This window comes from Ruegeria sp. AB10 (assembly GCF_056542745.1).
Genome location: NZ_JBQGAI010000003.1, coordinates 392,792 through 418,276, shown reverse-complemented (window position 1 = coordinate 418,276; position 25,485 = coordinate 392,792). Strand labels below are relative to the sequence as shown.

Below are 25,485 nucleotides of genomic sequence, written 5' to 3'. Positions count from 1 at the left end.
TCAAGGGTGATGACGGAAAGTTAAGGTTTATTCATCCGCCGGGGGCGCCGATGGCGTCTCGATCCCCGCACGCCGCGCCGCTTCGTTCTGAGCATCGGCATCAAGCGCCTGACGTTGATACACCTGCGAATAGCGGTCCACCTTGAACAGGCGCAGACGGGTCAGGCGGCCCTGCTTTCTGCGGAATTCGGCATCTTCGGTTTCAACGACCTGCCGCGTGTTGGACGGCACGCCATAGCGGCTGGAGGCCGTCACCAGCGCTGCATCGGTGGACGGGATGGCCGCATTCGGATTCAACGCCGCCTCACTGCCGCCCAGTGCCACAATTGCATCCGCCTTCGGGTTCGGGTCGGTCAGATTTGTCCCACCCGGCGTGGGCGCGGGCAGGAACTTGTAATCCTTGGGCTGGGTCAGCGGCTCCACCGGCATCACCGAGAATTCATCCGGCCCCTGTCCCGGCGCCTCAAGGTGACGCAAACCGATATCGGAACATCCCGCAACCGCAAGGGCCAATGTCACAGCAAGTATGGAACGCGGCAAGCGCATCAGAGTCTCCAGCCAGTTTCAGGCGCTTTTATCGCATATCACCCGGCGCGTCACGAGGGCTTTTTGCCATCGAACAACACAAGCCCGATGGCACCCGCAAAGATGAACACATCAGCCAGATTGAACACAAACGGATTGTTGATGCCGCAGCAGGACATGTTCAGGAAATCCAGAACATAGCCATAGAGCACCCGGTCCAGCACATTTGCCAGCGCCCCGCCGATCAGCAACCCGCCGCAGAACAGCATCAGCTTGGACGGCGCGGTCCGCATCAACCAGATCAGCACGCCGATCGAGATGGCCAGAGAGATACCGATCAGCACCCAGCGGGCAGCGTCGGTATCGCCCTGAAACAGACCAAAGTTGATGCCCCGATTCTCGCCGTATTTGAACACCAGCAGGGGCGGCAGCACGTCGATCTCGCCCTCGGCCACGCGCATGACGTGAACGACCAGATACTTGCTGATCTGGTCGATCCCAAACGCGGCCAGCGCGGCCCAGAGCAGAAGGCGATAGCGCATCAGTGGCGGAAGTGGCGCATGCCGGTGAAGACCATGGCCAGACCGGCCTCATCCGCAGCGGAAATCACCTCGTCATCGCGCATCGAGCCACCGGGTTGGATGACACAGGTCGCACCCGCCTCGGCAGCCTCCATCAGACCGTCGGGGAAGGGGAAGAACGCATCAGACGCCACGGCCGAGCCGATGGTCAGCGGTTGAGCAAGGCCCAGCGTATCAGCCATGCGTTCGGCTTTTTTGGCAGCAATAAGCGCCGAGTCAACGCGGCTCATCTGCCCCGCACCCACGCCCACGGTGGCACCGTCCTTGACGTAGACGATGGCGTTGGACTTGACGTGTTTCGCGACTTTCCACGCAAACAGCAGGTCGCGCATCTGCTCCTCGGTCGGGGCCTTCTTGGTGACAACTTTCAGGTCATCCATACCGACAAAGCCGTTATCCTTGTCCTGAACCAGCAGGCCACCGGCCACCTGACGCACGGTTTTGCCGCCTGCGGTCACGTCCGGCAGGCCTTCGGTGGTCAGCAGGCGCAGGTTTTTCTTGGCGGCGAAGATGGCCTTGGCCTCGTCCGATGCGCCGGGGGCGATCACGACCTCAGTGAATATCCCCGTGATTTCCTGCGCGGTTTCAGCGTCCAGCGGCTGGTTCAGCGCGACGATGCCACCAAAGGCCGAGGTACGGTCGCAGTCAAAGGCAGCCTTATAGGCGTCGATCAGCGTGGCACCTGTCGCCACACCGCAGGGGTTGGCGTGTTTGATGATGGCACATGCGGCACCCTGCGCCGGGTCGAATTCAGCCACCAGCTCAAACGCCGCATCGGTGTCGTTGATGTTGTTGTAGCTCAGTTCCTTGCCCTGATGCTGCACGGCGGTCGCAACGCCGGGGCGGTCCGAGCCATCGGTGTAGAAGGCCGCCGACTGGTGGCTGTTCTCGCCATAGCGCAGGGTCTGTTTCAGCTCGCCGGCAAAGGCGCGGCGTTTGGGGGCCTCAAGCGCCAGCGCGTCGGCCAGCCAGTTGGACACGGCGGTGTCATAAGCGGCGGTGCGGGCATAGGCCTTTTGCGCCAGTTTGCGGCGGAATTTCGGGCAGGTTGCACCGTTGTGCTGATCCATGTCGCCCAGCAGTTTCTGATAATCTTCAACGTCCACAACCACGTTGACGAACGCATGGTTCTTGGCCGCCGCGCGGATCATCGCCGGGCCACCAATGTCGATATTCTCGACACATTCATCGTAATCGGCGCCTTTGGCCACAGTCGCCTCGAACGGGTAGAGGTTCACCACCAGCAGATCGATCGCGCCGATGCCGTGCTCGGTCATCGCGGCGACGTGGGTGTCGTTGTCGCGCAGCGCCAGCAGGCCGCCATGCACCATCGGGTGCAGGGTTTTCACGCGGCCGTCCATCATCTCGGGGAAGCCGGTGACCTCGCTGACATCCTTTACCGCAAGCCCGGCGTCGCGCAGCGCCTTTGCGGTGCCGCCGGTCGACAAAAGCTCGACTCCGCGCTCGGACAGCGCCTGTCCCAGTTCGATCAATCCGGTCTTGTCGGATACGGAAAGCAACGCGCGGCGCACGGGGTGAAGGTCGGTCATGGGTCCAAAGGTCCTTTTGGCGTCAGTCAAACTCGGGCTCGTCCCGGTGCAGGTCGCGCACGGCATAGGCTGTATCCTGTGCCTTGCTCAACGTCCACTGGATGCGCGTCGCATACTCCATTGCGCGCCCGGATAGAACGATCTGTTTTGTCGCGCGCGGCTTTAACCGGCCTTTTTCCAGATAAACGCTTGGTTCGACGGTCAATTTTGCAACGCCGTCATGACGGAAAACCCAGATCTCGCCGCTTTTGAGCGCCATCGACACCGCCGCACCACCCAGATCAATGGCTGCATCGACGTCGGGATGCAGGTGAAACCGGACGTCATAGCGAATGCCCTTGAGGCCCGAGGCATCCATCGCCTTGTCAAACTGCCGCTTGGCCTTGTCGGTGGCGGTCAGCAGAATATCCTCGCCGATCAGTTCGCGCCCGTCAAAGCGCAGCTCGAACGTGCGGGCGTGGGTCAGGCCAAAGGTTTTGCTATAGCCGTCATGCCCGACCATGAAGCGCGTGCCCTCGAACGCCTCTTCAAAGTCCACCGGCACGTCCTGTGGCGCATCGACCAGCGCCTCGTTTTCGCTGCCGGTCCCTGCGGGGGCCAGCCGGGCGCTGGAATAGCCATCCAGGCACAGGGTCGAATGCGACGGCGTCGCACGCCCGGCGCGCCGCCATTCCCGCCCAAAGCTTTCGCCCGAGCCGCAACTCACAATCAATGGCCGCCGCCCCGATGTCAGCTCAAACGCCAGGGTTGAGGCATGGGCATTCAGGGACGCGGCCCCCTTGGGCGGCGTGCTGGCATCCACGATCACGCTGGTCCGAGCGGCATAGAGCCGGGAAAACCCCATCGCCAAACCATTCGCGTGTTGCGGTCGAACCCCGCTTTGGGCCAGCGCCTGATCCAGACGGCCTTCGACCCCGCGACCGCCGCCGTGAAACCGGGCCAGCGCACCATCCGCATGGCGCAGGCTACGCAACGTGGGCGCCATCCGCTTGACCGCATCGGCCTGCGCAGCCGGTGTTCCGCGCCCCAGATCGCCCAGCGCGGCCGAGGTCCAGGACAGCAGGGTGAACACATCCAGCAGCTCTTCGGGATTGCGGGTGGGAATGCCGCCCCGGGCATCAATCTGTTTTTCGCATTCCTTCGCCAGGGCGCGCAGGGCCGGATCGGCCATCTGCTCTAGCCCTTTCAGGGCCAGCCCGGCCTGAACCAGCCCGGCCAGCGCCTCGAACCGCGGCAGCCCCGGCGTGGCGGCGTGCCAGCGTTTGGACAGGAACCATGTCTGTTGCGCCAAAGCGCGGAAGAACAGTTTGGTCTGCACCTCATCCGCCCCACGCAGCAGGAACGCCGCGTGGTTGATCCAGCGCATCACCCGCCGTCCGGTCAGATCGGGCGCCCATCCCGGCCCCTGCCCGCGGCCATGCGCCTCAATCCAGCCCCAGACCCAGCGTTGCGCCTTGTCCCGCGCCCGCATATCCCCCACAGCGGCCAGATCATCCAGCCAGGCAAAACCGTGGCGTTCATTGTCAAATCCGGTGCTGGGCGCGGTGACGTCCCACAGGTTGGTATCCTCTGCTTCGACCAGATATCCGGCAAACAGCAGATTGCCCGCCACCAGCTGCCGCCCGCGCGCGAAGGATCCAACGGTGCGCGGCTCAGGCTCGGACACAAACCCGGTGACCGCCTTGCGCCGCTGGCTGAGCCGCGCATAGAGACGGTTCTGGAACCGCGCCCACCGGTTGGTCATGGTATCTGAGTTTGACATGACGCTCGTTACTCTGCCCCTTGCGCTCTGCTGGCGCTTGAGACCCAACGATAGACCGCCCAGATCGTCAAGTCACCGAAAAGCGTCGCGTCAGCCGGATTTGGTCAGGCAGGCCATGTAGAACCCGTCCATCCCGCCGCGATCCGCCCAATAATCGGGCCGCAGGCGCAGGCCGCCCTCTTCGGTGATCCAGTCCGGGTCGACCCCGTCAATGTTCAGCGCATCGCGGTCCACCATCATGTCGGGATACTGGTCCAGCGCCTCTTCGATCTGAACCTCACCCTCATCGGGCAGCAGCGAACAGGTGCAATAGACCAGCCGCCCGCCGGGCTTCAGCAGGGTCCAGGCATGGGCCAGCATCTGGGCCTGCAATTCGATCAGCCCGCCGAATTCCGAGCCGTCCTTGGCAAAGGGCAGGTCCGGGTGGCGGCGGATGGTGCCGGTGGCCGAACATGGCGCGTCCAGCAGGATGGCATCGTATTTGCCCTGATGCTCCAACGCGTCGCCCGCAATGACGTCGGCCTTCAGACCGGTGCGTTTCAGGTTTTCGCGCACCCGCTCCAGCCGTGTTTCCGAGATATCCAGCGCAGTGACCCTGGCCCCGGCTGCGGCCAGTTGCAGCGTCTTGCCCCCCGGCGCGGCGCAGAGGTCCAGCACGGTTTCCCCGGGTTTCGGCGCCAGCACCTGCACCGGCAAAGCCGCCGCCGCGTCCTGCACCCACCAGTCGCCGGCGTTGAACCCCGGCAGGGCCGAGACCTGCCCCGCATCCTGCACCCGCAGCGACCCGGTCGGCAGCACGTCTCCGGGGCCGCTCGCCCCCGGCTTTACGGTGATATCCAGCGGAGCACCGGCAAAATGAGCCTGTTCCATGCCTGCGATAGCCTCAGCACCCCACGCCATAATCAAAGGCTCGCGCAGCCATTCCGGCAGGCGCGGCACCCGCATCTTGGGCCACGCGTCCGGTCCTTCGGCGGCCACCTTGCGCAGAACCGCATTCACCAAGCCCTTGAGGCGGCCATGCTTGCGCGAGCGGCCCACGATCTCGACCATGGAATTGACCACACCATGGGCGGCCTCTCCGTGGCACAGCTCGACCGCGCCAAGGCGCAGGGCATTGTGCACGGTCAGCGCAGGCGTCCGGTTCAGGTGGTTGTCCAACAGACGGTCGGCCCGTTCCAGCCCGCGTAGTGTCTCAAGCGTCAGACGCTGCGCTCGCGCGCGGTCTTCAGGATCCAGCCGGTCCAGCGCACCTGCGGCCAGACATTCGGACAGCAACCGGCCTTCTCCCAGAATCTGATCCAGCAGATAGATCGCGCTGCGTCGCGCCGCTGTTGCGTTATCGGACATGGAACCGCCTTTGATGTGACCCTCGCCCGCATTGCCAAACGCGGACGGGGGCGTATATCAAGACCGCGCACGGAAAGGAACCCGATGTCATGAGCGACGACCGCAAAGACCTGCCCCCTGCCGCCCAGCGCGCTCTGGCCGAGGCCGAAGAGCGCCGCAAGAAGGCCGAAGCCGAGGCGAAGAAAATGCCCAAGGAGCTGGGCGGGCGCGACGGTCCCGATCCGGCCCGCTATGGCGATTGGGAAAAGAAGGGCATCGCGATCGACTTCTGATCGCTCAGCCCCGCAGCGCCTGCAGGAAATCGTCAATCAACGCGCGCTGCTTTTTGGATTGCGCGCGATCCTCGGGCCAGGTCAGCCAATAGCCGTCCTTCGTGTTCAGCGCGGGCAGGTCCAGACGCCGCAAGCGCCCGGCTTGCAGATCGGCACGGCCCAGAGGTCCGGACCCCAGCGCCACGCCCATCCCCTGCCGCGCCGCCGACACCGCGTGTTCCATCGAATCGAAACTGATTACCGAGAGCGGCAGATCGCCATGGCCGGTCTTGCGCGCCCAGTCGCGCCAGCCGGGCCGCTCACCGCGCAGGTCAATCAACGGCGCGCCCCAGTCGACATTGGGGGCGGCCATCGGCGCCAGTACTTCGGCAGCAATCAGCGCGGCCTCGCGACCCGGCCATACGCCGCGCCCGTAGCGGATTTGTAGCCATGTGCGCTCCTCGTCCAGCGATGACCGCCGCGCGACCGAATCCGTCATGAAACGCACCTTGGGGCGCATCTGCTGAAAGCGAGGAATGGCCGGAACCACAAGCGCGTGAATGTTCGACGACAGACCCGCCACACGCAGTTCTCGCGGGGATTTGCCGAACAGGTCTTCGGTGTTGCGCTCCAGCGCCTGCAAACTGTTCTGAACCAGCGGCAGGTAGCTTTCGCCCTCGACCGTCAGCGACACACCCCGCGCCTCGCGTACGAACAATGTCCGCCCCAGCCAGGCCTCAAGGTTCGCGATCCGCTGGCTGACGGCTGCCTGAGTCAGGCCGAACTCTTTTGCGGCGGCGGAAAACCCACCTAAGCGCCCGGCGGCTTCGAAAACACGTAGCCAATCCAGCGGCGGCAATCCGATCTTTTTCTTAGCCATAAGTTTTTCCAAGCCTCAGCAGCAATAAGGATTAATTGTCGTAATGCCACGGGGCGCGTATTTCCTCAAGCAAAGCCGCGCTGAACAGGAGACCCCCCATGCTGCGCACCGCCACCCATGACGCCTCGGTCGTGACCGTCGAATTTGACACCGGCACCCTGGCCCGCTTCCACGCCATCTGGCTACGCGACAACGCGCTGGACCCCGACACCCGCGCGCCGGGCAATGGCCAACGCCTGATCACCATCGGCGATATTCCCGCCGACATTTCGATCAGCGCTGCCGAGGTTCTGAACGGCGATCTCAGCGTTACCTTCCAGCCCGAAGACAAAACCGCGACCTTCCCCGCCGCCTGGCTGGCCGATCACATCTATGACCGTGACGCGGCGCAAGACATCGGTCGCATCGCCCCCGGCATCACCACATGGGAACGTGGCATCGATGCGCCCAGCGCAGATTGGGACGCGGTGCATGCCAACCCCACTGCCAAGCGCGACTGGCTGGCTGCCGTGGCCGAGTACGGCTTTGCCAAGCTGACCAACGGCCCGACCGAGCCGGAATCGCTGCTGAAGGTGGCGGACCTGTTCGGCTATGTCCGTCAAACCAATTACGGCCCCTATTTCGAAGTCCGGACCGAGGTGAACCCGACCAACCTCGCTTATACCGGGCTGGGTTTGCAGGCCCATACCGACAACCCCTATCGCGACCCGGTTCCGACGCTGCAAATCCTGTATTGTCTGGAAAACAGCGCCGAGGGCGGCGACTCGATCGTGGTCGACGGTTTCCGTGCCGCCGAGAAACTGCGCGACCAGAACCCCGAGGGCTTTGCCCTGCTGGCCGGTTACCCCGCGCGGTTCGAATACAAGGGTTCGGACGGGGTTTGCCTGCGCTCGCGCCGCCCGATGATCGAACTGTCGCCGGATGGCGAGCTGATCGGTATCCGGTTCAACAACCGCTCATCGGCTCCGTTCGTGGACATCCCGTTCGACCAGATGGAGGCCTTCTACGCCGCTTACCGTCAACTGGGTGAGATCATCGACGACCCGGCGATGGGCGTATCGTTCAAGCTGGAACCGGGTGAAAGCTTCATCGTCGACAACACCCGCATTCTGCACGCGCGGCTGGGCTATTCCGGCGCGGGCTCACGTTGGTTGCAGGGCTGTTACGCCGACAAGGACGGGTTGCTGTCGACACTGGCGGCCATGCAGACGAGCCAGCCGGAGGCGGCAGAATGAAACCCGATTTCTCGACCCTGACCCGCGACAATATCGTGGCCTTCATCGGGGATATCTTCGACCGCCGCGGCGGTGAGGAATATCTGGGCGAGCCCGTCACCATGGCTGAACACATGCTGCAAGGCGCCACCATCGCCGAACAGAACGGGATGCCCGAGGAAATCATCGTCGGCGCGCTGCTGCATGACATCGGCCATTTCACTTCCGAGTTCGGCACCTATCACCCCGACGACACCGAAGACCGCCATCACGAGGATGCGGGCGCGGCAGTGCTGGAACAGTTCTTTCCGTCGGTGATCACCGATTGCTGCCGTTACCACGTAGCAGCCAAACGGTATCTCTGCGCCACCAAGCCCGAGTATTTCAATCGCCTGTCCGATGCCTCGGTCCACACGCTGGAACTGCAGGGCGGCCCGATGAGCGCTGAGGAAGTGGCCGATTTTGAATCCAACCCGAACCTGAAAGAGATCATTCAGGTCCGATATCTGGACGAGGCCGGCAAGCGCGCTGATATGGAAACACCCGACTTTGCCCATTTCGCACCAATGGTGCAGCGCATGGTCGACAAACATATGGGGGCTTCATGAACGCGCCGGAATACATTTTTGAAGCCAGCACCAAACCCTCGCTGCCTTGGCACGAGGTCCCACTGATCCGCGCCACCGACGCATCGGTCAAAGGCTATGGCTGTCTGGTTGATGACCCCGAGGGGTTCGAGATCGAAATCACCCGCTGGCCGCAACAAGGCTGGCGTCCCATCGACGAAGGCACCGGCGACGAAGGCGGCTGGGTCGAAGGCACGTTCCACGGCGAATGGAAGGGCGATGTGCTCTATGGCCGGAACGAAGCGGTGAACGGCCACTACGTCCTGGGCTGGTCGACCGATCCGCAACAGGCGCAGGCGGATCGCCAAACCGCACCCCGCGATCAGGTGTTGCTGTGGCATATGAACTACCACCCAGATGGCGGGCAGATGTTCTGGCCGCTGGACAACAAGCCCTTCATCATCCCCGCCGCTTTGCCCGGAGACAACCTGACGCCGGAAAAGGTGGTGGCCTTCTGGTGCGACGGCTCGCGCGGGCTCTATATCCATCCCGGCATTTGGCATGAAGGGATTTTCCCGGTTGAGGACAATCAGCGCTTCCTCGACCGGCAGGGCGCAGTCCATGCCCGGGTCAGCGCCGATATCGGCAAGGAATTCGGTGTCTACCTCGCCTGCCCGCTGCGGGCGGACAAGATCAGGGACCTCTGACACCGTTTTCAGAATCCCTTAACCCTTGCTGCTGGCATCTGTGATACGCTCGACCCACATCCAATGGGTACGGGAGCCATCAGATGGGACTGAACAGACGTAAAGTTGTCCAGTTGGGAACTGCGGCAACGGTCGGAACGCTGCTGCCGCGCGTCTCGCTTGCGGCAGACCGGAATGAGGCGTTCGAACAGGGCTTTGGCGAGACGCTCACGCGCCTGAAAGCGTTATTTGCAGAGCTTGGGTTCACTGAATCCGAACCGCTGTCGATTGTATCAGGGGACGCAGAGTATAACGGCGGGCTGCGGCACGATTTCGATCAGTCCGCCCTGCCGTCCAACGCCTTTGTCATCCAACCCTTGGCACGGGTAGCGGATGTGGACGAGCAACACCGCCCCGACGTGCTGCCCCTGTTCCACGAGGTCGGCTGTCACCCCGCGAATGCCGATGGTCAGGCCACGACCCGCCTGATGATGCGCCTATTGACCGAGGGGTTCGGCCTCGACCCGTCCCGCATTGCCTTTGTCAGCGTGCCACAATCTGACGACATGCGCCCGGTGCTGGACGAGATGGGCCTGCCTTTTGCGGAAAAAGTCCTGCTGCGAGACGAGGCCGAAGCCTTGGCAGCCCGCGATGCGTCCGGCTTTTTCTTCCCCGATCCGTTTGGTGAAGACTACATCGTGACAATGGGCGTCTATTACCGCCTCGGTGATATGAAAGAATCCGCACCCACGACCTATCCCCCCACGGACAACTGGACCGAAATCGGTGAGATCGTGATTAGTGGTGAAGCAGCCCCGTTAGGAATTTCCATCGGGGCCGAGCGCCTGACCTATGCAGTGACAGGACAGTTCCCAGCATGGGATCAGCGGCTGGGCGCATTGTTCGCACAAGTAGAACAGGACGGCGCAGAACCGCCCGGATTGACTGCGTTCAAGTGACGGGGCTTAAAGCCCCAGCACATCCACCATGTCATATTGACCGGGCGCCTTGCCCTGCCCCCACAGCGCCGCTTTCAGCGCGCCACGGGCAAAGATGGCGCGGTCGGTGGCCAGATGGCGCAGCACGATGCGTTCGCCGGGCGCGGCGAACAGGACGTCGTGTTCGCCGACGATGTCTCCGCCGCGAATGGCGTGAAAGCCGATATTGCCGCGTTGACGCGCGCCGGTGATGCCATCGCGGCCCCGGTCGGACACGTCCGCCAGATTGACCCCGCGCCCTTCGGCGGCGGCCTCACCCAGCATCAATGCGGTGCCCGAGGGCGCATCGACCTTGTGATGGTGGTGGCCTTCGATCACCTCGATGTCGAAATCTTCGTCCAGCGCAGCGGCGACTTTTTTGGTCAGTTGCACCAAAAGGTTGACGCCAAGGCTCATGTTTCCGGCCCGTACGATCACCGCGTGACGCGCCGCTGGTTCCAAAGCTGCGATCTGTTCGTCGCTCATGCCGGTGGTGCCGATCACGTGCACGCAGCGCGCCTGCGCGGCCAGGGCGGCGAACTCCAGCGTCGCCTCAGGCGCGGTGAAGTCGATCACCGCCTGCGCCTGCGCAAACGCCTCCAGCGGGTCATCGGTAACTTTGACGCCCAGCGCGGGGCCGCCCATCGCCGTGCCCACGTCCTGACCGATCCAGTCATGGCCGGCGCGTTCCACCACGCCGACCAGACGCGCCTGATCGCTGTCTGTCACGGTTTTGATCAGCATCTGCCCCATTCGGCCCGAGGCCCCTGTGATGACGATCCCCGGAATATGGGTCATTGCGCTGGTCCCTTTCATAAAGTCGGCTCAAAGCCTCCTACCCCGTTCGCGCCCGCTTGGCAAAGCCCTGCTTTGCGCTTAGATCGGGGGTATGGCAAAGAACAAATTCCACGATGGCCCCGGCCCGTCCCAACGGCAACTGCGAGTCGGCGAACTGATCCGCCGCACCCTGTCCGAGGTTCTGGCGCGCGGAGATGTCCACGACCCCGACCTGAACCGCATGTCGATCACCGTAGGCGAGGTGCGCACCTCGCCCGATCTGAAGATCGCCACAGCCTATGTGCTGCCCTTGGGCGGCAAGGGGCAAGAGGATGTGATCGACCTGCTGGCCCGCAACAAGGGTGAGCTGCGGCGCGTGATCGGCAAGAAGCTGAACCTGAAATTCTCGCCCGATCTGCGGTTCCGGCTGGATGATACGTTCGATCGTCTGGACGACACCCGCCGCATGTTCGAACAGGACGCGGTGCGCCGCGATCTGGACGAGTGATCCGCGCACTGGCCACGCTGGGCGCGGTCCTCTGGGCGGCGCAAGCCTCTGCGGTCACCTGTGAAAAGCTGACCCATGAGGACAAGCGGTACACCATCTGCGAGGTGGATGCCGCATCCGAAGATCTGCGCCTGTTCCTGAACGATGAAAACGGCGATCTGCTTGGGCATTTCTCCTCGGTGAACGAGGCGCTGGCCCCTGGCGGCAAACGGCTGGCCTTTGCAATGAACGCTGGCATGTATCACGACGACCGCTCGCCCGTCGGCCACTATGTCGAAGAGGGTCAAGAGCAGATGCGGGTGATCCCGAACCCCGGCCCCGGCAATTTCGGTCTGCTGCCCAACGGTGTGTTCTGCATCCGCGACGGCCGCGCCGATGTGTTCGAAACGCTGGACTATCTCGACCAGACGCCCGGCTGCCGCTTTGCCACCCAATCCGGTCCGATGCTGGTGATCGACGGAGAGCTGCATCCGCGCTTCCTGCCCGATTCGACCTCGCGCTATGTGCGCAACGGGGTGGGCACCAGCGCCGACGGCACGCGCGCGGTGTTTGCGATCTCGGACGATTACGTCACATTCCATGAGTTCGGCAGCCTGTTTCGGGATGCGCTCGACATGCCGAACGCGCTGTTTCTGGATGGCAATATCTCGCGGATGTACGAGCGGGCGGGCAACCGGTCTGATGTGGGCTTCTCGCTGGGGCCGATTGTAGGTGTGGTCGAGGACGTCCCGACAAATTGACAGCGGCAGGGTGATCCGCTAGGCCGCGCGCCTCGGCAAGAATCTAGGTGAAGCATGGGACGCAAACGCAAGGGGCGCGACATTTCCGGTTGGCTGGTGGTGGACAAGCCTGCGGGCATGACCTCGACCGCCGTGGTTAACAAAGTGCGTTGGGCGATGGACGCCAAGAAAGCGGGCCATGCGGGCACGCTGGACCCCGAAGCCACCGGCGTTCTGGCCGTGGCTTTGGGTGAGGCAACCAAGACCGTGCCCTACATCACCGATGCGTTGAAAGCTTATACTTTCACCGTGCGTCTGGGTCAGGCCACCAATACCGATGACGCCGAAGGAGAGGTGATCGCAGAAAGCGATGCACGCCCCTCGGACGACGATATCAAGCTGGCGCTGGCCCCGTTTCTGGGCGACATCATGCAGGTGCCACCCAAGTTCTCGGCCGTGAAGATCGACGGCCAGCGCGCCTACAAGCTGGCCCGTGATGGCGAGGATGTGGAGCTGTCTGCCCGGCCTCTGTGGGTCGAGGAACTGGTGCTGGTCGACCGCCCCGACGCGGATCACGTGACGCTGGAAATGACCTGCGGCAAGGGCGGCTATGTCCGCTCGATCGCCCGCGATCTGGGCGCGGCGCTGGGCTGCCACGGCCACGTTCGCGAATTGCGCCGCATCTGGTCGGGTCCGTTTGAAGTCGAAGACGGGCTGACCATCGAACAGATCGACGAGATGGCCAAGACCGAGGCGCTGGACGAGCACCTCCACCCGCTGGAAACCGGCCTTGCCGACCTGCCCGAGTTGAAATGCACCCCCGAGGGCGCCACCCGCCTGCGCAACGGCAATCCGGGCATGGTGCTGGCCTCGGACGTGGAATATGGCGATGAAGCCTGGGCCTCGCTGGATGGCAAGGCGGTCGCCGTGGGCATCTATAAATCCGGCGAATTGCATCCCAGCCGGGTGTTCGTCGCCTGAACGGCGTGTTAGGCGGGTGACATGATCACCCGTTCGCATACCAAGGGCGACGCGCCCTCGACCGCCATCTATTCCGATTGCGAGAAATATCGTTACAGCCTGACCCGCGTCTGGGAACCCGCAGGGCGCAAGGCGCTGTTTGTGATGCTGAACCCGTCGACCGCGACCGAGGTTCAGAACGACCCCACGGTGGAACGCTGCGAACGCCGGGCGCGGGCGTTGGGGTTCGGCGCGTTTCAGGTGACCAACATCTTTGCCTGGCGCGACACCGACCCGCGCAAGATGCGCGCCGCCGTTGATCCGGTGGGGCCTGAAAACGACGCCGCGATTCTGGACGGTGTTGAGTGGGCCGATCAGGTCATTGCCGCCTGGGGGACCCATGGCGCACATCTCGACCGTGGCCCGGCGGTCGAAACCCTGCTGCGCGGCACCGGCCAGCCGCTATTTCATCTGGGGCTGACCAAGGACGGACACCCGAAACATCCGCTCTATATCGCCTATACGCAGCAACCCGAAGCGTGGTGACAAAGGGTTAACCACAAGATCAGTCCGGCTTTGACCAAGTGCCTGATCGCATGAGACATTTACCCTCGGGCCAGTGCGTTCACGGAGGGTTCCCATGTTTTTGGTCGGATTGCTTGGACTGGCCGCCGTCGGTGGCGCCGCCTACGCCATGAGCGACGTTTTCGTACCCGAAGACGAGCCCGAAGAGGACGACATCACCGAAGACCAGATCGACGAGGTGACCGAGGGCAATTTCCTCGAGATCGACGACAGCACCAAAGACCCTTCGCCCCCTGATGACACCGGTGAGGTGGACGAAACCGCCAAGACCGAAGACCCCGACCCGTCGACCGGCACCATTATCTCGGAATTCCAGGGCGATCTGATCATTGCCGGGACCGAGGATGCAGATGTCCTGACCGGGCAGGATGGCGTCGATCAGATCAACGGTTTCGGCGCCGATGACGTGATCCACGGCGGCGGCGGCAATGACGTGCTGCACGGGGGGGACGGCGCCGACACCATCTCGGGCGGGGATGATGACGACATTCTTCACGGCGAGGCCGGCGATGACCTGCTGAACGGGGATGACGGCGACGATAAGCTCTATGGCCATTTCGGCGCGGATCAGCTGGATGGCGGTGCGGGCGACGACGCGCTGCATGGCGGGCAGGACGACGACACGCTGGACGGTGGCAAAGGCGATGACGCGCTGCATGGCGGCTATGGCGACGACACGCTGCGCGGCGGCGCGGGTGAGGATGTATTGTTCGGCGGGGACGGCGATGACCTTCTGACCGGCGAAGATGGCGAGGGCGAACAGGCCCGCGATTTCCTGAATGGCGGCGCCGGAGAGGACACGATTCTGGCCGAGGGCGGGGATATCGTCACCGGCGGCGATGACGCTGATGACATCATCCTCGACCCCGAGGCCGAGGATGAGGCCGTGACGGTGATGGATTTCCAGCCCGGGCAGGACAAGCTGTTCGTGTCCTGGGACGGTGCCGAAGACCCCGATATCCGGATCGAGCAGGACGCCGAGAACGAAAACCTGACCCATGTGCTGATCGACGGGCAGGACGTGGCGCAATTGCTGGGGGCCGAGGGCCTGACCGCCGATGACATCCAGCTGATTTCTGAGGCCGAGCTGGCGCAGCTGACTGCACTGGGCTGACCGGGCAGAATCCCTTTGCCATTTGCCGCAAATGCGCTTATACGCGCGCATCCGCATCGGAATCGGTGCGGTTCTCTCCATGGGCCTGTGCTGGACGACATCCCGGCCTGCGCCATCAACTCTAACCTTTAAAGGAGACCCCGATGTCGATCACTGCCGCTGAAAAAGCACGCGTCATGAAAGAATTCGGCACCAAAGAGGGCGACACCGGTTCGCCTGAAGTCCAGGTTGCCATCCTGACCTCGCGCATCACCACCCTGACCGAGCACTTCAAGACCCACAAGAAAGACAACCACGGTCGTCGCGGTCTGCTGAAAATGGTCGCCCAGCGCCGCAAGCTGCTGGACTACCTGAAGGGCAAGGAAGAAGCACGCTATCAGGACCTGATCAAAAAGCTGGGCATCCGCCGCTAAGCGCTTTTTGCACAAGATCTGAAACCGGTTTACCGGTTTTACGCCCGCCGATCTGGCGGGCGTTTTTTTGTTGGTCGATACAAAGCCGACGTGGTGTTCAATCCGGATGCGCGCGTTCATATTCCATGCGCGCGGTCTTAACCTCATCCATTTGCTCGTGAGACCAGTACACAAGCGGCTTGAGCAGCTCCAGCAGGCTGCGACCCAAAGGCGTCAACGCGTAGGATACCGCAACGGGCGGGCCAGGATCGACTGTCCGCGTCAGATAGCCATCGCGCTGCAGGCCGCGCAGGTTCTCCGTCAGCACCCGTTGCGTCACATCGCCGATACAGCGTTTCAGCTCTCCAAATCGCTTCGGCTCATCTTCCAGCGCGAGAATAATGATCATGCGCCATTTGCCGGTCACGTTGGACAGAACCGAACGGATCGAGCAGTTTGACGCTTCGGCTTTGCTGTTGACGCCGATAGGGAGCATGTGAGCCTCTGGTGCGCAATTGATACTTGAAGCGATCATAATACCCAAACCGCACAATTCAACCGCCTGTTTTTCAACACAGTATCCTTAAAGTAACCACGTGACTAAAAAGTGCGTAATTGATATGTGGTGCGTTTTTAATACTAACTATTGCCACAACTCGAATCATCAGGAACTGACCCATGACCCCGAAAGAGCTTGTCCTCGCCCTGTTCTCGGCCGCCTTCATCGAACACGACCCCGACGCCGCACGTCAGCTGGTGACGGCTGACTATGTCCAGCACAATCCTCAGGTTCCGACCGGGGCGGACGGGCTGATAGGTTTGATCCCGCTGGTCGCACAATCCGGCATGACCGCCACAACCCATCGCGTGATCACCGAAGGCGACATGGTCGTGTTGCACAACACCTATGACAATGCCGATGCGTTTGGCGCGTCCTCGCTTGCGGCTTTCGACATTTTCCGCGTGCAAGACGGAAAGGTTGTCGAACATTGGGACAACCTGCAGCCCATCCCCGAAACAACCGCGTCAGGGCGCGGCATGACGGACGGGCCGACCGAGATCGCCGACCGCGACAAAACGCAGGAAAACAAGGCACTGGTCCTGGGCTTCGTGCGCGACGTTCTGGGGGGCGCTGCGCCCGAGAATGTCACAGATTACATGGATCCCGAGGTGTACATGCAGCACAACCCCTCAATCGACGACGGTTTGTCGGGGTTGATGGCCGCGATCGAGGCCTTTGCTGCGCAGGGCATGGTGATCACCAAGTTCGAACCGCAATTCGCCGTCGCCGAGGGCAATTTCGTGTTTGTGGCAACAGATGCCACCATGGGCGGCGAGCCTTGGGCGTTCTTCGATCTGTGGCGGGTCGAAGATGGAAAAATCGTTGAACATTGGGATGTCGTGTCACCCATTCCCGCCGAAATGGCGCATGGCAACGGCAAATTCTGAACCCTGCCAGTTGACCCATAAGGTCATAAAAAAACGCCCGCCATTTGGCGGGCGTTTGCTTTCCCAATGGGCGGGTTACATCTTCGCCTTTTCCGATTTCAGCGCCAGCCACAGGCAGTAGCACATCATCAGAACCACAAGCGTGAACGGGATGCCGGTTGATACCGCCGCGCCCTGCAGGGCCGAGAGGCCTCCGCCCAGCAACAATGCGATGGCGACAAGGCCCTCCAGCGTGCACCAGAACACCCGCTGAACAACAGGCGCGTCCATCTTGCCGCCTGCAGTAATCGTATCGATTACCAGCGAGCCGGAATCAGACGAGGTGACAAAGAACACCACGATCAGAACCAGCGCGATCGGAGCCACGATGCTGTAAAGCGGCAGCTCTTTCAGGAAGCCGAACAGCGCGCCTTCGGGGGCGTAGCTGTCGATCACTGTGGCACGGACACCGTCGGCTCCGCCTGCGTTCAGCATGTCGATAGCGGCACCGCCAAAGGTCGACATCCACAGCGCACAGACAGCGGTCGGGGCCAGCAGTGCACAGAGGATAAATTCACGCACCGTACGGCCCTTGGAAATACGGGCGATGAACATGCCCACAAAAGGCGACCACGCGATCCACCACGCCCAATAGAAGGTCGTCCAGCCGTGGAAGTAACTTGTATCCTCACGCCCGAACGGGTTGGACAAGGCCGGCAGGTGCGTCACGTAATCCACCATGACGTTGAAATAGCGCGCAATGGCTGTGCCGACACCGGTGACAACGATCACGAAGATGAACAGGCCCACGGCCATGATCATGTTGATCTCGCTCAGCCGTTTGACCCCCGCATCCATGCCCATCAAGACCGAGCCCAAGGCGATCAGCGTGATACCGATGATCAGCAGGACGGTGACGGTGGGGCTGGGCTCGATGCCGAACACCTCATTCAGGCCAGCCGCGACCTGCTGCGCGCCCAGACCCAACGAGGTCGTCAGGCCAAACAGCGTCGCAAACACGGCAAGCGTGTCGATGATGTGACCCCACCAGCCCCAGACGCGCTCGCCCAGCAAGGGGTAGAAAGCCGACCGCAGGGTCAGCGGCAGGTCCAGATTATAGGCGAAGATCGCAAGGCTCAGGCCTACGGCGGCATAAACCGCCCAGCCTTCAAGGCCCCAATGGTGGATTGTGCCGACGATGCCGATATACTCATTGCCCGGCACTGCGATGTCGATGCCCAACGGGCGCGCATTTCCGCCTTCGGCGAAGTTGTAATAAACCGGTTCCATGACGCCGAAGAACAGCAGCCCGATGCCGATACCGGCCGCGAACATCATCGCGATCCATCCGGCATAGGAATAGTCGGGCTTGGCATCCTTGCCGCCGATCCTAACCTTGCCGACGGGCAGAACGATCAGGACCAGACAGAACAGGGTGATGGCGTCGACCGAAAGCACCAGGAACCAGTCGAACGTGCTGGTCAGCCAGGGCCGGAGCCAGCCAAAGAAGGTCGCCGCAGCTTCCTGATTGGCCAATGCGATCAGAACGAAGGCAAAGATCAGGATACTGGATATCAGGAAGACCGGATTGTGAATGTCCAGACCGAACGGGCGGACGTTATCCTGCCCCAGTTCGTACTCTGTTTCGAAATCATAGATCCGCGGATCCGGATCCAGCATTTTCTTACTTTGAGCCATTCGATGCCCCTCTGTTCGCCAGATGCAAACGCCAAGGTATTCGTGCGGCCGACGGATATGAGTGTTCTGCCCCTGGCGCGTTTCCGTCCATTCGACCGCGGGTTCAGTGGTAAAAGCCTACACTGCAATCACTTTTTCACAAAACGCATTCACGAACGGGAATGTATCTGCCTATCGACACCCCCTTGCACACAACTCTCCTTCAGGTAGTTTCGCGCTTCGATACCTAGATGATTTTGGCTGACATTTCCCCCATGATACTAATCCTCAATTCTCTTTTGCTGTCGTTCCGCGTGATGTTGCGCATGATCGTCCCGGTCCTTGTGATCAGTGTTGCCTCGACTGTTGTCTGGGCGGTTTTGGGTATCTTCACGCTCGGGATGGCCAGCCATGTCAGTGAGCCGATCACAACCGCCTTTTTCACCCTGTTTGGCATACGCGCAGCGCTGGAACTGAAAGGGGATGCCCGACGCACGGATTACCGAGCCATGGTCTTGTATGCGGCGATGTACGGGTTGTTCTGCGCTGCGGCCCTGACCGTACTGACGCTTGTGGTCAATCTGTCCGCAGTGGCTTTTGCCATGTGGCAGGTCGGAGAGCCCCTTTCATGGGCCGCAATTCAGGATGCCGCAGAAGCCACGCAAATCGCATTTGCATTCATTGCCCTGGGCAGCAGCATGATCGTGATGTCCTTTGTGTTGGCCGCGTTCTATGCAGTCATGGCCGTGCCCATGGCCAGCGCTGCACATTCTGCTGGTCACCGCGCCCCAAGTCACGCCTTTTTCAACGGGTTCGGGCGCAGCTTTGTCCCCCTGTTCTGCGTGTTTTTCGTCTCGATCTTCCTGCAGCTGTATTTCGGGTTTTTCACCGCCTTGTACGCCCTGTTGCCGATCCTTCTGTCGGTTGTCTCGATCCTTACCACGCAGAGTTTGCCAAATTTCGACCTCGAGATCATTCTGCGAGGGGTCGCCGCAAGCGGGGCGTTGCTGTGGCTGTATTCCTGGCTCTGGTCGATCGCGGCGCTGGCGTTTCTGAAATTCCAAGCCACCGACGCAGAAGGCCCGGCCCAGTTGTCCGGGGTGGAACCCGCACAAGACATCCGGGCGTTGCGTAAATCGCGTGAGCGGTCGGTATAAGGCACGATTGCGCCAATCCAGCGCTTATCGGCGCCATACACCGTGCGGTTTTGCTTTCCTTTGACCGCAATCTCATGTATGCGCGCGCTATCTGAGACGTTGTGCCCTGACCCCGGCACTCGAATGGAAGATAAAGTGGGGTCGGCGGCAATGGGGCCGCCATGCAAACCGGAGACCCGCAGGGGCGGGAGTGCTCCGTTCTAGGATACGCATATGTTTGATGTAACGAAGAAATCAATGCAGTGGGGCGAAGAGACGCTGACACTGGAAACCGGCAAGGTTGCCCGTCAGGCCGACGGCAGCGTGATTGCCACGCTGGGCGAAACCAGCGTCATGGCAAACGTGACCTTTGCGCGGGCGCAAAAACCCGGTCAGGACTTTTTCCCGCTGACCGTCCACTATCAGGAAAAATACTATGCCGCCGGTAAGGTTCCGGGCGGCTTCTTCAAGCGCGAAGCGCGCCCGACCGAGAAAGAGACGCTGACCGCGCGTCTGATCGACCGTCCGATCCGCCCGCTGTTTGTTGACGGCTTCAAAAACGAAGTTCTGGTGATGTGCACCGTGCTGAGCCACGATCTGGTCAACGATCCCGACATCGTTGCGATGATTGCTGCCTCGGCTGCGCTGACTATCTCCGGCGCGCCCTTCATGGGTCCGATTGCCGGTGCCCGCGTTGGTTTCGAGGATGGCGAATACGTTCTGAACCCGACCGTGGACGACATGCAGGACCTGCGCCTGAACCCCGAACAGCGTCTGGACCTGGTTGTGGCCGGCACCAAAGACGCAGTGATGATGGTTGAATCGGAAGCTTACGAGCTGTCCGAGGCGGAAATGCTGGGCGCGGTGAACTTTGCGCATGAGCAAATCCAGCCGGTCATCGACCTGATCATCTCGCTGGCCGAAGACGCCGCGAAAGAGCCGTTCGACTTCCAGGCCCCCGACTATTCGGACCTGTATGCTGCCGTCAAAGCCGCCGGTGAAGAGCAGATGCGCGCCGCCTTCGCGATCACCGACAAGCAAGAGCGCACCGCCGCTGTTGCCGCTGCCCGCGAAGCGATCAAGGAAGCCCTGACCGAGGAACAGCTGGAAGACGGCAACCTCGGTTCCGCAATGAAAAAGCTGGAAGCCGGCATTCTGCGCGGCGACGTCGTCAAAGGCGGCAAGCGGATCGACGGTCGTTCGACCACCGATATCCGCTCGATCGTTGCAGAAACCTCGATGCTGCCCCGGACCCACGGTTCCGCCCTGTTCACCCGTGGTGAAACGCAAGCTCTGGCCGTGACCACGCTGGGCACCGGTGACGACGAACAGTTCATCGACGCGCTGCATGGCAACTTCAAATCGAACTTCCTGCTGCACTACAACTTCCCTCCGTATTCGGTTGGTGAAGTTGGCCGCGTGGGTGGCCCCGGCCGTCGTGAGATCGGCCACGGCAAGCTGGCATGGCGCGCCCTGCAGGCGGTTCTGCCTGCGGCAACCGACTTCCCCTACACGATCCGCATCGTGTCGGAGATCACCGAATCCAACGGCTCCAGCTCGATGGCGTCGGTCTGCGGCGGCTCTCTGTCGATGATGGATGCGGGCGTTCCGCTGAAAGCACCGGTTGCCGGTGTGGCCATGGGCCTGATCCTGGAAGATGACGGCGAATACGCCATCCTGTCGGACATTCTGGGTGACGAAGACCACCTTGGCGACATGGACTTCAAGGTCGCGGGTACCGAAAACGGCATCACCTCGCTGCAGATGGACATCAAGGTCGCGGGCATCACGCCCGAGATCATGGAGAAAGCCTTGGCACAAGCCAAGGACGGCCGGATGCACATCCTGGGTGAGATGGGCAAAGCCCTGTCCGAGACCAACGAATTCTCGGTCCACGCCCCGCGCATCGAGACCATGAACATCCCCACCGACAAGATCCGCGAAGTGATCGGCTCGGGCGGTAAGGTTATCCGCGAGATCGTCGAAACCTCGGGTGCCAAGGTCGACATCAACGACGACGGCGTCATCAAAATCGCCTCGCCCGACGGTGAATCGATCAAGAAGGCTTATGAGATGATCCACTCGATCGTCGCTGAGCCGGAAGAGGGTCAGATCTACACCGGTAAAGTGGTCAAGATCGTCGATTTCGGTGCCTTCGTGAACTTCTTTGGCAAGCGCGACGGTCTGGTGCACGTGTCCCAGATCGAAAACCGCCGCCTGAACCATCCGTCGGACGTTCTGAAGGAAGGTCAGGAAGTAAAGGTCAAGCTGCTGGGCTTTGACGATCGCGGCAAGGTCCGCCTGTCGATGAAAGTTGTCGATCAGGAAACCGGCGAAGAGATCGTTCCCGAGAAGAAAGAAAAGAAAGAGGAAAGCGCAGAGTAATCTGTTCTTCTTTCAAGTTACAAAGGCCCCGGTGGAAACGCCGGGGCCTTTTTTGTGGCAGGGTGCCTTGGATTGGGCGGGCTTCGTCAAGGCCTGATTTCCCGCATAAACTTCGGTTCAATTCCCGCCAATTCAACCAAAAGCCAATCGCAGCGCCCTTACCCCGCCCCCAGCTCTATCGCATCGCCACAACGCAAAAAGGAGATGCGATATGGAAACCTTGAAACTGCTGACCCTGACCGGATTGATCGTAACCACGCCCGTTCTGGCGCTGGCCAATGTCGGGCTGGGTGACAAACTGGGCACCACCGAGGCCGACATCCGCGCCGCGCTGGAAGGACAGGGATACCAAATCGAAGAGATCGAGTTCGAAGATGGCGAGATCGAGGTTGAACTCGTCAAGGATGGCGTGGAAACTGAGCTGGTCCTGTCCAAGACCGACGGCGTGGTCACCGCCATCGAACTCGAACAGGACGACGACTGACCGGGTTAAATCACAGGGGCCGCATGAAGCTATCTCAAACGTCGTTGCTTTGGCTCCTTCTGGTGGTGCAGGCCGTCTGCGCCGCCTTTTTCATGACCGATGCGTTGCTGGACTGGACCGGCGGGGAAAGCGCGGGCTTTCGCCACCTGCACAGTTTTGAGCTGGTTCTGGCACTGGCCCTGATCGGAGGTCTTGCCGCGACCATCGCACTGATCCGATCCCAGAACAGGCGTGTGCACGAGATGCAGCGGCAGTTGAGCGTTGCGCAAGGCGCGTTTGCACAGCTTATCGATGCCCAATTCGGTGACTGGAACCTCAGCCAAGCCGAACGCGACGTGGCCCTGTTGTCGATCAAGGGGCTTTCGATCGCGGAAATCGCCCAATTGCGACAAACCAAAGAGGGCACGATCAAAGCCCAGTGCGCCGCCGTGTATCGCAAGGCGGGCGTCGCGGGACGGCTGCAGTTGCTCAGCTTCTTCATTGATGAGCTGCTGTCCGAACCGTTGATTGAACAGGGCGCCGAAGGTCCGAATTCAGCACCCTGATCCAGTCTGCCGCAGCGTCGTGCCAGCGGCAGATTTCTTCATTCACACAGCCCCAAAAACCTGTGACACGACGTGATGGACCTGCACCTTTCCTTCCGGCCGGCGCCGCCCACATGTGGACCATACCGAACTCGGAACGAAGGACATGGTTATGGTTACGCGTCTCATTTTGGCCTCGGCGGCCCTGACGGTCAGCGCATCGTCACTGACCGCGCAAAGCTTGTCAGAAAGCCTTTATATTCAGGGCTTTGCCGGTTACAGCCAGTTGCAGGACAGCGACTTCAACGGCACGGTCAACGGGTCGTCGCAGTCGGTGGATACAGATTTTGACGCCGGTTACGGGCTGGGCGTTGCGATTGGCACCGAGGTCCCGCAATGGACCAACGACCGGATCGGCACGCGGGTTGAACTGGAACTGTCCTATCGCGACAGCGACGTGGACGGGGTGAATTTCTCGGGCAATGGACCGGGCGCCGAGGGCAACATCTCGGGCGATGTCACGCAGACCTCGCTGTTCGCCAACGTGCTGGTCGATTTCAAACGGGCCGGAGCCTTCACCCCCTATGTCGGCCTTGGACTGGGCGCCACCTATACCAATGTGGATTTCTCCTATGGGCCGGGCGTGACTTTGGATGACAGCGATACGAACTTTGCCGCTCAGGTCATTGCCGGTGTTGCCTACGAGATCGACCCGAACGTCGCGCTGACGCTGGACACCCGCTATTCCCGCGCCTTCGACGTCTCGTCCGAACGCCTGGCCCCCAACGGCGCCCGGACCGGCACGGTCGAAGACGATATCGACGTGTTCAGCGTCAATGTCGGCCTGCGCTACGGATTCTGAGTGCCCTGGGGCAAGAGTTTCTCTCCGGTTTCTCTTCCCCCCCATGATCCCGTGTTCTATGCACGGGATCATGCGTTCCTTTGTCATCCATATGTCTTCCAGCACGGCCCGGCGGCCCAATGCCGACCAACTGTGCGCCGACCTGCCCAATGCTGAACTGTTCGAGGCCGTGAACGGCCGCGACCCGGACCAGATCGCCGGGGTTCAGCTGTATCCGGGCACCTTGCACCGACCCCATTACCCCTTTGCCCTGCGCCCGGCCGAAATCGGTGTCTTCGAAAGCCATCGCCGTATCTGGCGCAAGCTGGTCGAGGAAAAGATCAATCTGGCGATCATCACCGAGGATGACCTGCGTATCGACCCCACCCGCATGGCCGCGGCGCTGGACATGCTGGCCCCGCTTGCCACACCCGATCATTACATCCGCATCCCGGTAAAACAACGCGAAGCCCCGGCCCAAACCCTGGCCGAGCAAAATGGGCTGCGCCTGATCCTGCCCAAGGTAATCGGCCTGCAATGCGTGTGTCAGGTGGTGGGTCGCCGCGCCGCCGAACGCTTGCTGGCCGTCACCGACAAGATCGACCGTCCGGTGGACACCTTCCTTCAGATGCACTGGCTGACCGGCCAGCCCATCCATGCGTTGCAAGGCAGCGGCAATCAGGAGGTCGCAGGCGAAATAGGCGGCTCGACCATCCAGACCAAACCGCCGTTGTCAGACAAGCTGACCCGCGAAGTCAAACGTGCAACCTACCGGGCGCAGCTCCACCTACACCCACAGCGCTCGCCTGCTTCATCTGTCTAAAAATATCCTCGGGGGGAATCGCGCCCAAGGCGCGATGGGGGGCAGACAGCCCCCCCTGACCCGGCCTCGCCCTAGGACGGTGCCTTGGTTTTGCGCAGATAGGGGAAGATCGTCTCGAAATCGCCGAACTTCTCTTTTGCTTCGTCGTTCGACACTGCGGGCGGAATGATCACATCCTCACCCGGCACCCAGTTGGCCGGTGTAGCAACGCCCTTGGCCGACATCTGCAACCCGTCCAGCGCCCGTAGAATCTCGGCAAAGTTCCGGCCCACGGTCATCGGGTAGGTCATCGACAGTTTCAACTGCTTGTCCGGTCCGATGATAAAGACCGACCGCACGGTGGCGCTGTCTGCAGGGGTCCGGCCATCGGGCAGATAGGCCTCGGCGGGCAGCATATCGAAGGCCTTGGACACGGCCAGACCGTCATCAGCGATGATCGGGAAGCCGGGATTGGCCTTGCCGTATTCCTCAATGTCCTTCTTCCACTTCTTGTGATCCTCGACATTGTCCACCGATACGCCGATCACCTTGGTATTGCGCGCCGCCCATTCGTCATTCAGCTGCGCCACGGCCGAGAACTCGGTGGTGCAGACAGGGGTGAAATCCTTGGGGTGCGAGAACAGGATGGCCCAGCTGTCGCCAATCCAGTCGTGGAACTGAACGGTGCCCTGATCCGTTTCTGCGGTGAAATTCGGAACCGTGTCATTGATGCGCAAACCCATGGCAAATCTCCTCTCTTGTGAAAAACCCGAGTCGGTTGCCGTCAACCTAAACACTTTGCGCAATTGTTAAA

28 protein-coding genes are annotated in these 25,485 nt (G+C 61.6%); 18 read left to right on the top strand and 10 right to left on the bottom strand.

Going from position 1 to position 25,485, the window contains the following annotated elements:
- Nucleotides 1–27: 27 nt before the first annotated feature.
- From ACR0NT_RS09535 to ACR0NT_RS09515, 5 genes are all read right to left on the bottom strand, one after another.
- On the bottom strand, nucleotides 28–546 hold the full coding sequence (locus ACR0NT_RS09535; RefSeq protein ID WP_170672961.1) for a DUF3035 domain-containing protein: 519 nt from the start codon (nucleotides 544–546) through the stop codon (nucleotides 28–30).
- A 50-nt stretch (nucleotides 547–596) separates the two neighbouring features.
- Nucleotides 597–1,067: a signal peptidase II gene (gene lspA / locus ACR0NT_RS09530; protein ID WP_170672959.1), complete on the bottom strand. Its 471-nt coding sequence runs from the start codon at nucleotides 1,065–1,067 to the stop codon at nucleotides 597–599.
- On the bottom strand, nucleotides 1,067–2,656 hold the full coding sequence (gene purH / locus ACR0NT_RS09525; protein WP_170672956.1) for a bifunctional phosphoribosylaminoimidazolecarboxamide formyltransferase/IMP cyclohydrolase: 1,590 nt from the start codon (nucleotides 2,654–2,656) through the stop codon (nucleotides 1,067–1,069). The genes lspA and purH overlap by 1 nt, the downstream gene beginning before the upstream one ends.
- Nucleotides 2,657–2,678: 22 nt before the next feature.
- Nucleotides 2,679–4,418: a heparinase II/III domain-containing protein gene (locus tag ACR0NT_RS09520; RefSeq protein ID WP_170672953.1), complete on the bottom strand. Its 1,740-nt coding sequence runs from the start codon at nucleotides 4,416–4,418 to the stop codon at nucleotides 2,679–2,681.
- A 90-nt stretch (nucleotides 4,419–4,508) separates the two neighbouring features.
- Complete coding sequence (locus ACR0NT_RS09515; RefSeq protein WP_170672951.1) at nucleotides 4,509–5,765, bottom strand: transcription antitermination factor NusB; 1,257 nt, start codon at nucleotides 5,763–5,765, stop codon at nucleotides 4,509–4,511.
- An 89-nt stretch (nucleotides 5,766–5,854) separates the two neighbouring features.
- Between ACR0NT_RS09515 and ACR0NT_RS09510 the strand changes: the two genes are divergently transcribed.
- A complete protein-coding gene (locus ACR0NT_RS09510) occupies nucleotides 5,855–6,037 on the top strand; it encodes a DUF1674 domain-containing protein (RefSeq protein WP_113791212.1) in 183 nt (60 codons plus the stop codon).
- A gap of 4 nt (nucleotides 6,038–6,041) precedes the next feature.
- On the opposite strand, the gene ACR0NT_RS09505 is transcribed toward ACR0NT_RS09510, so the two are convergent.
- Nucleotides 6,042–6,896 (bottom strand): LysR family transcriptional regulator, encoded by an 855-nt coding sequence (locus ACR0NT_RS09505; RefSeq protein WP_170672948.1) that lies wholly within the window; start codon nucleotides 6,894–6,896, stop codon nucleotides 6,042–6,044.
- A 98-nt stretch (nucleotides 6,897–6,994) separates the two neighbouring features.
- Here ACR0NT_RS09505 and tmpA point away from each other — a divergent pair, with 98 nt between their 5' ends.
- The 4 genes from tmpA (at nucleotide 6,995) to ACR0NT_RS09485 (ending at nucleotide 10,321) form a co-directional block, all read left to right on the top strand.
- Nucleotides 6,995–8,131 carry a 2-trimethylaminoethylphosphonate dioxygenase gene (tmpA, locus tag ACR0NT_RS09500; RefSeq protein ID WP_170672945.1) on the top strand — a complete coding sequence of 379 codons (1,137 nt, stop codon included), beginning with the start codon at nucleotides 6,995–6,997 and terminating at the stop codon, nucleotides 8,129–8,131.
- On the top strand, nucleotides 8,128–8,718 hold the full coding sequence (tmpB, locus tag ACR0NT_RS09495; protein WP_170672943.1) for a (R)-1-hydroxy-2-trimethylaminoethylphosphonate oxygenase: 591 nt from the start codon (nucleotides 8,128–8,130) through the stop codon (nucleotides 8,716–8,718). The genes tmpA and tmpB overlap by 4 nt, the downstream gene beginning before the upstream one ends.
- Nucleotides 8,715–9,383 carry an ureidoglycolate lyase gene (locus ACR0NT_RS09490; RefSeq protein WP_170672940.1) on the top strand — a complete coding sequence of 223 codons (669 nt, stop codon included), beginning with the start codon at nucleotides 8,715–8,717 and terminating at the stop codon, nucleotides 9,381–9,383. Before tmpB ends, ACR0NT_RS09490 begins: the two co-directional genes overlap by 4 nt.
- Nucleotides 9,384–9,466: 83 nt before the next feature.
- The gene (locus ACR0NT_RS09485) at nucleotides 9,467–10,321 is read left to right on the top strand and encodes a hypothetical protein (RefSeq protein WP_170672937.1); all 855 of its coding nucleotides are present in this window, start codon (nucleotides 9,467–9,469) and stop codon (nucleotides 10,319–10,321) included.
- 6 nt (nucleotides 10,322–10,327) lie between these two features.
- Here the strand turns inward: ACR0NT_RS09485 and dapB are convergent, their stop codons facing one another.
- The gene (dapB, locus tag ACR0NT_RS09480) at nucleotides 10,328–11,137 is read right to left on the bottom strand and encodes a 4-hydroxy-tetrahydrodipicolinate reductase (protein ID WP_170443965.1); all 810 of its coding nucleotides are present in this window, start codon (nucleotides 11,135–11,137) and stop codon (nucleotides 10,328–10,330) included.
- 91 nt (nucleotides 11,138–11,228) lie between these two features.
- Between dapB and rbfA the strand changes: the two genes are divergently transcribed.
- From rbfA to rpsO, 6 genes are all read left to right on the top strand, one after another.
- Nucleotides 11,229–11,624: a 30S ribosome-binding factor RbfA gene (rbfA, locus tag ACR0NT_RS09475; protein ID WP_170401134.1), complete on the top strand. Its 396-nt coding sequence runs from the start codon at nucleotides 11,229–11,231 to the stop codon at nucleotides 11,622–11,624.
- The gene (locus ACR0NT_RS09470; RefSeq protein ID WP_170443967.1) at nucleotides 11,621–12,364 is read left to right on the top strand and encodes a phosphodiester glycosidase family protein; all 744 of its coding nucleotides are present in this window, start codon (nucleotides 11,621–11,623) and stop codon (nucleotides 12,362–12,364) included. The genes rbfA and ACR0NT_RS09470 overlap by 4 nt, the downstream gene beginning before the upstream one ends.
- A 54-nt stretch (nucleotides 12,365–12,418) precedes the next feature.
- On the top strand, nucleotides 12,419–13,324 hold the full coding sequence (truB, locus tag ACR0NT_RS09465; RefSeq protein ID WP_170672935.1) for a tRNA pseudouridine(55) synthase TruB: 906 nt from the start codon (nucleotides 12,419–12,421) through the stop codon (nucleotides 13,322–13,324).
- Between the two features lie 21 nt (nucleotides 13,325–13,345).
- The gene (locus tag ACR0NT_RS09460; RefSeq protein WP_170672932.1) at nucleotides 13,346–13,849 is read left to right on the top strand and encodes a DUF1643 domain-containing protein; all 504 of its coding nucleotides are present in this window, start codon (nucleotides 13,346–13,348) and stop codon (nucleotides 13,847–13,849) included.
- A gap of 94 nt (nucleotides 13,850–13,943) precedes the next feature.
- The gene (locus tag ACR0NT_RS09455) at nucleotides 13,944–15,002 is read left to right on the top strand and encodes a calcium-binding protein (RefSeq protein WP_170672929.1); all 1,059 of its coding nucleotides are present in this window, start codon (nucleotides 13,944–13,946) and stop codon (nucleotides 15,000–15,002) included.
- A 143-nt stretch (nucleotides 15,003–15,145) separates the two neighbouring features.
- Nucleotides 15,146–15,415: a 30S ribosomal protein S15 gene (rpsO, locus tag ACR0NT_RS09450; RefSeq protein ID WP_170379357.1), complete on the top strand. Its 270-nt coding sequence runs from the start codon at nucleotides 15,146–15,148 to the stop codon at nucleotides 15,413–15,415.
- A 97-nt stretch (nucleotides 15,416–15,512) separates the two neighbouring features.
- Here the strand turns inward: rpsO and ACR0NT_RS09445 are convergent, their stop codons facing one another.
- Nucleotides 15,513–15,890: a winged helix-turn-helix transcriptional regulator gene (locus ACR0NT_RS09445; RefSeq protein WP_170443975.1), complete on the bottom strand. Its 378-nt coding sequence runs from the start codon at nucleotides 15,888–15,890 to the stop codon at nucleotides 15,513–15,515.
- Nucleotides 15,891–16,072: 182 nt separating this feature from the next.
- On the opposite strand from ACR0NT_RS09445, the gene ACR0NT_RS09440 reads away from it, so the two are divergent.
- The gene (locus ACR0NT_RS09440; RefSeq protein ID WP_170443977.1) at nucleotides 16,073–16,843 is read left to right on the top strand and encodes a nuclear transport factor 2 family protein; all 771 of its coding nucleotides are present in this window, start codon (nucleotides 16,073–16,075) and stop codon (nucleotides 16,841–16,843) included.
- A gap of 75 nt (nucleotides 16,844–16,918) precedes the next feature.
- Here ACR0NT_RS09440 and ACR0NT_RS09435 read toward each other — a convergent pair whose 3' ends face one another.
- Nucleotides 16,919–18,520, bottom strand: a complete 1,602-nt coding sequence (locus tag ACR0NT_RS09435; protein WP_170443979.1) for a BCCT family transporter — start codon at nucleotides 18,518–18,520, stop codon at nucleotides 16,919–16,921.
- Between the two features lie 254 nt (nucleotides 18,521–18,774).
- Here ACR0NT_RS09435 and ACR0NT_RS09430 point away from each other — a divergent pair, with 254 nt between their 5' ends.
- The 6 genes from ACR0NT_RS09430 (at nucleotide 18,775) to ACR0NT_RS09405 (ending at nucleotide 24,692) form a co-directional block, all read left to right on the top strand.
- Complete coding sequence (locus ACR0NT_RS09430; RefSeq protein ID WP_170672927.1) at nucleotides 18,775–19,656, top strand: hypothetical protein; 882 nt, start codon at nucleotides 18,775–18,777, stop codon at nucleotides 19,654–19,656.
- 213 nt (nucleotides 19,657–19,869) lie between these two features.
- A complete protein-coding gene (gene pnp / locus ACR0NT_RS09425) occupies nucleotides 19,870–22,020 on the top strand; it encodes a polyribonucleotide nucleotidyltransferase (protein ID WP_170672924.1) in 2,151 nt (716 codons plus the stop codon).
- A 211-nt stretch (nucleotides 22,021–22,231) separates the two neighbouring features.
- Nucleotides 22,232–22,504: a PepSY domain-containing protein gene (locus ACR0NT_RS09420; protein ID WP_170443986.1), complete on the top strand. Its 273-nt coding sequence runs from the start codon at nucleotides 22,232–22,234 to the stop codon at nucleotides 22,502–22,504.
- A gap of 23 nt (nucleotides 22,505–22,527) precedes the next feature.
- Nucleotides 22,528–23,049 (top strand): helix-turn-helix domain-containing protein, encoded by a 522-nt coding sequence (locus ACR0NT_RS09415; protein ID WP_170443988.1) that lies wholly within the window; start codon nucleotides 22,528–22,530, stop codon nucleotides 23,047–23,049.
- Nucleotides 23,050–23,200: 151 nt separating this feature from the next.
- Nucleotides 23,201–23,890, top strand: a complete 690-nt coding sequence (locus ACR0NT_RS09410; RefSeq protein ID WP_170672921.1) for an outer membrane beta-barrel protein — start codon at nucleotides 23,201–23,203, stop codon at nucleotides 23,888–23,890.
- Nucleotides 23,891–23,960: 70 nt separating this feature from the next.
- On the top strand, nucleotides 23,961–24,692 hold the full coding sequence (locus ACR0NT_RS09405) for a glycosyltransferase family 25 protein (protein WP_170672918.1): 732 nt from the start codon (nucleotides 23,961–23,963) through the stop codon (nucleotides 24,690–24,692).
- A gap of 71 nt (nucleotides 24,693–24,763) precedes the next feature.
- Here the strand turns inward: ACR0NT_RS09405 and ACR0NT_RS09400 are convergent, their stop codons facing one another.
- Nucleotides 24,764–25,414, bottom strand: coding sequence for a peroxiredoxin (locus ACR0NT_RS09400; protein ID WP_170443993.1), 651 nt, complete (start codon nucleotides 25,412–25,414; stop codon nucleotides 24,764–24,766).
- Between the last annotated feature and the right edge of the window lie 71 nt (nucleotides 25,415–25,485).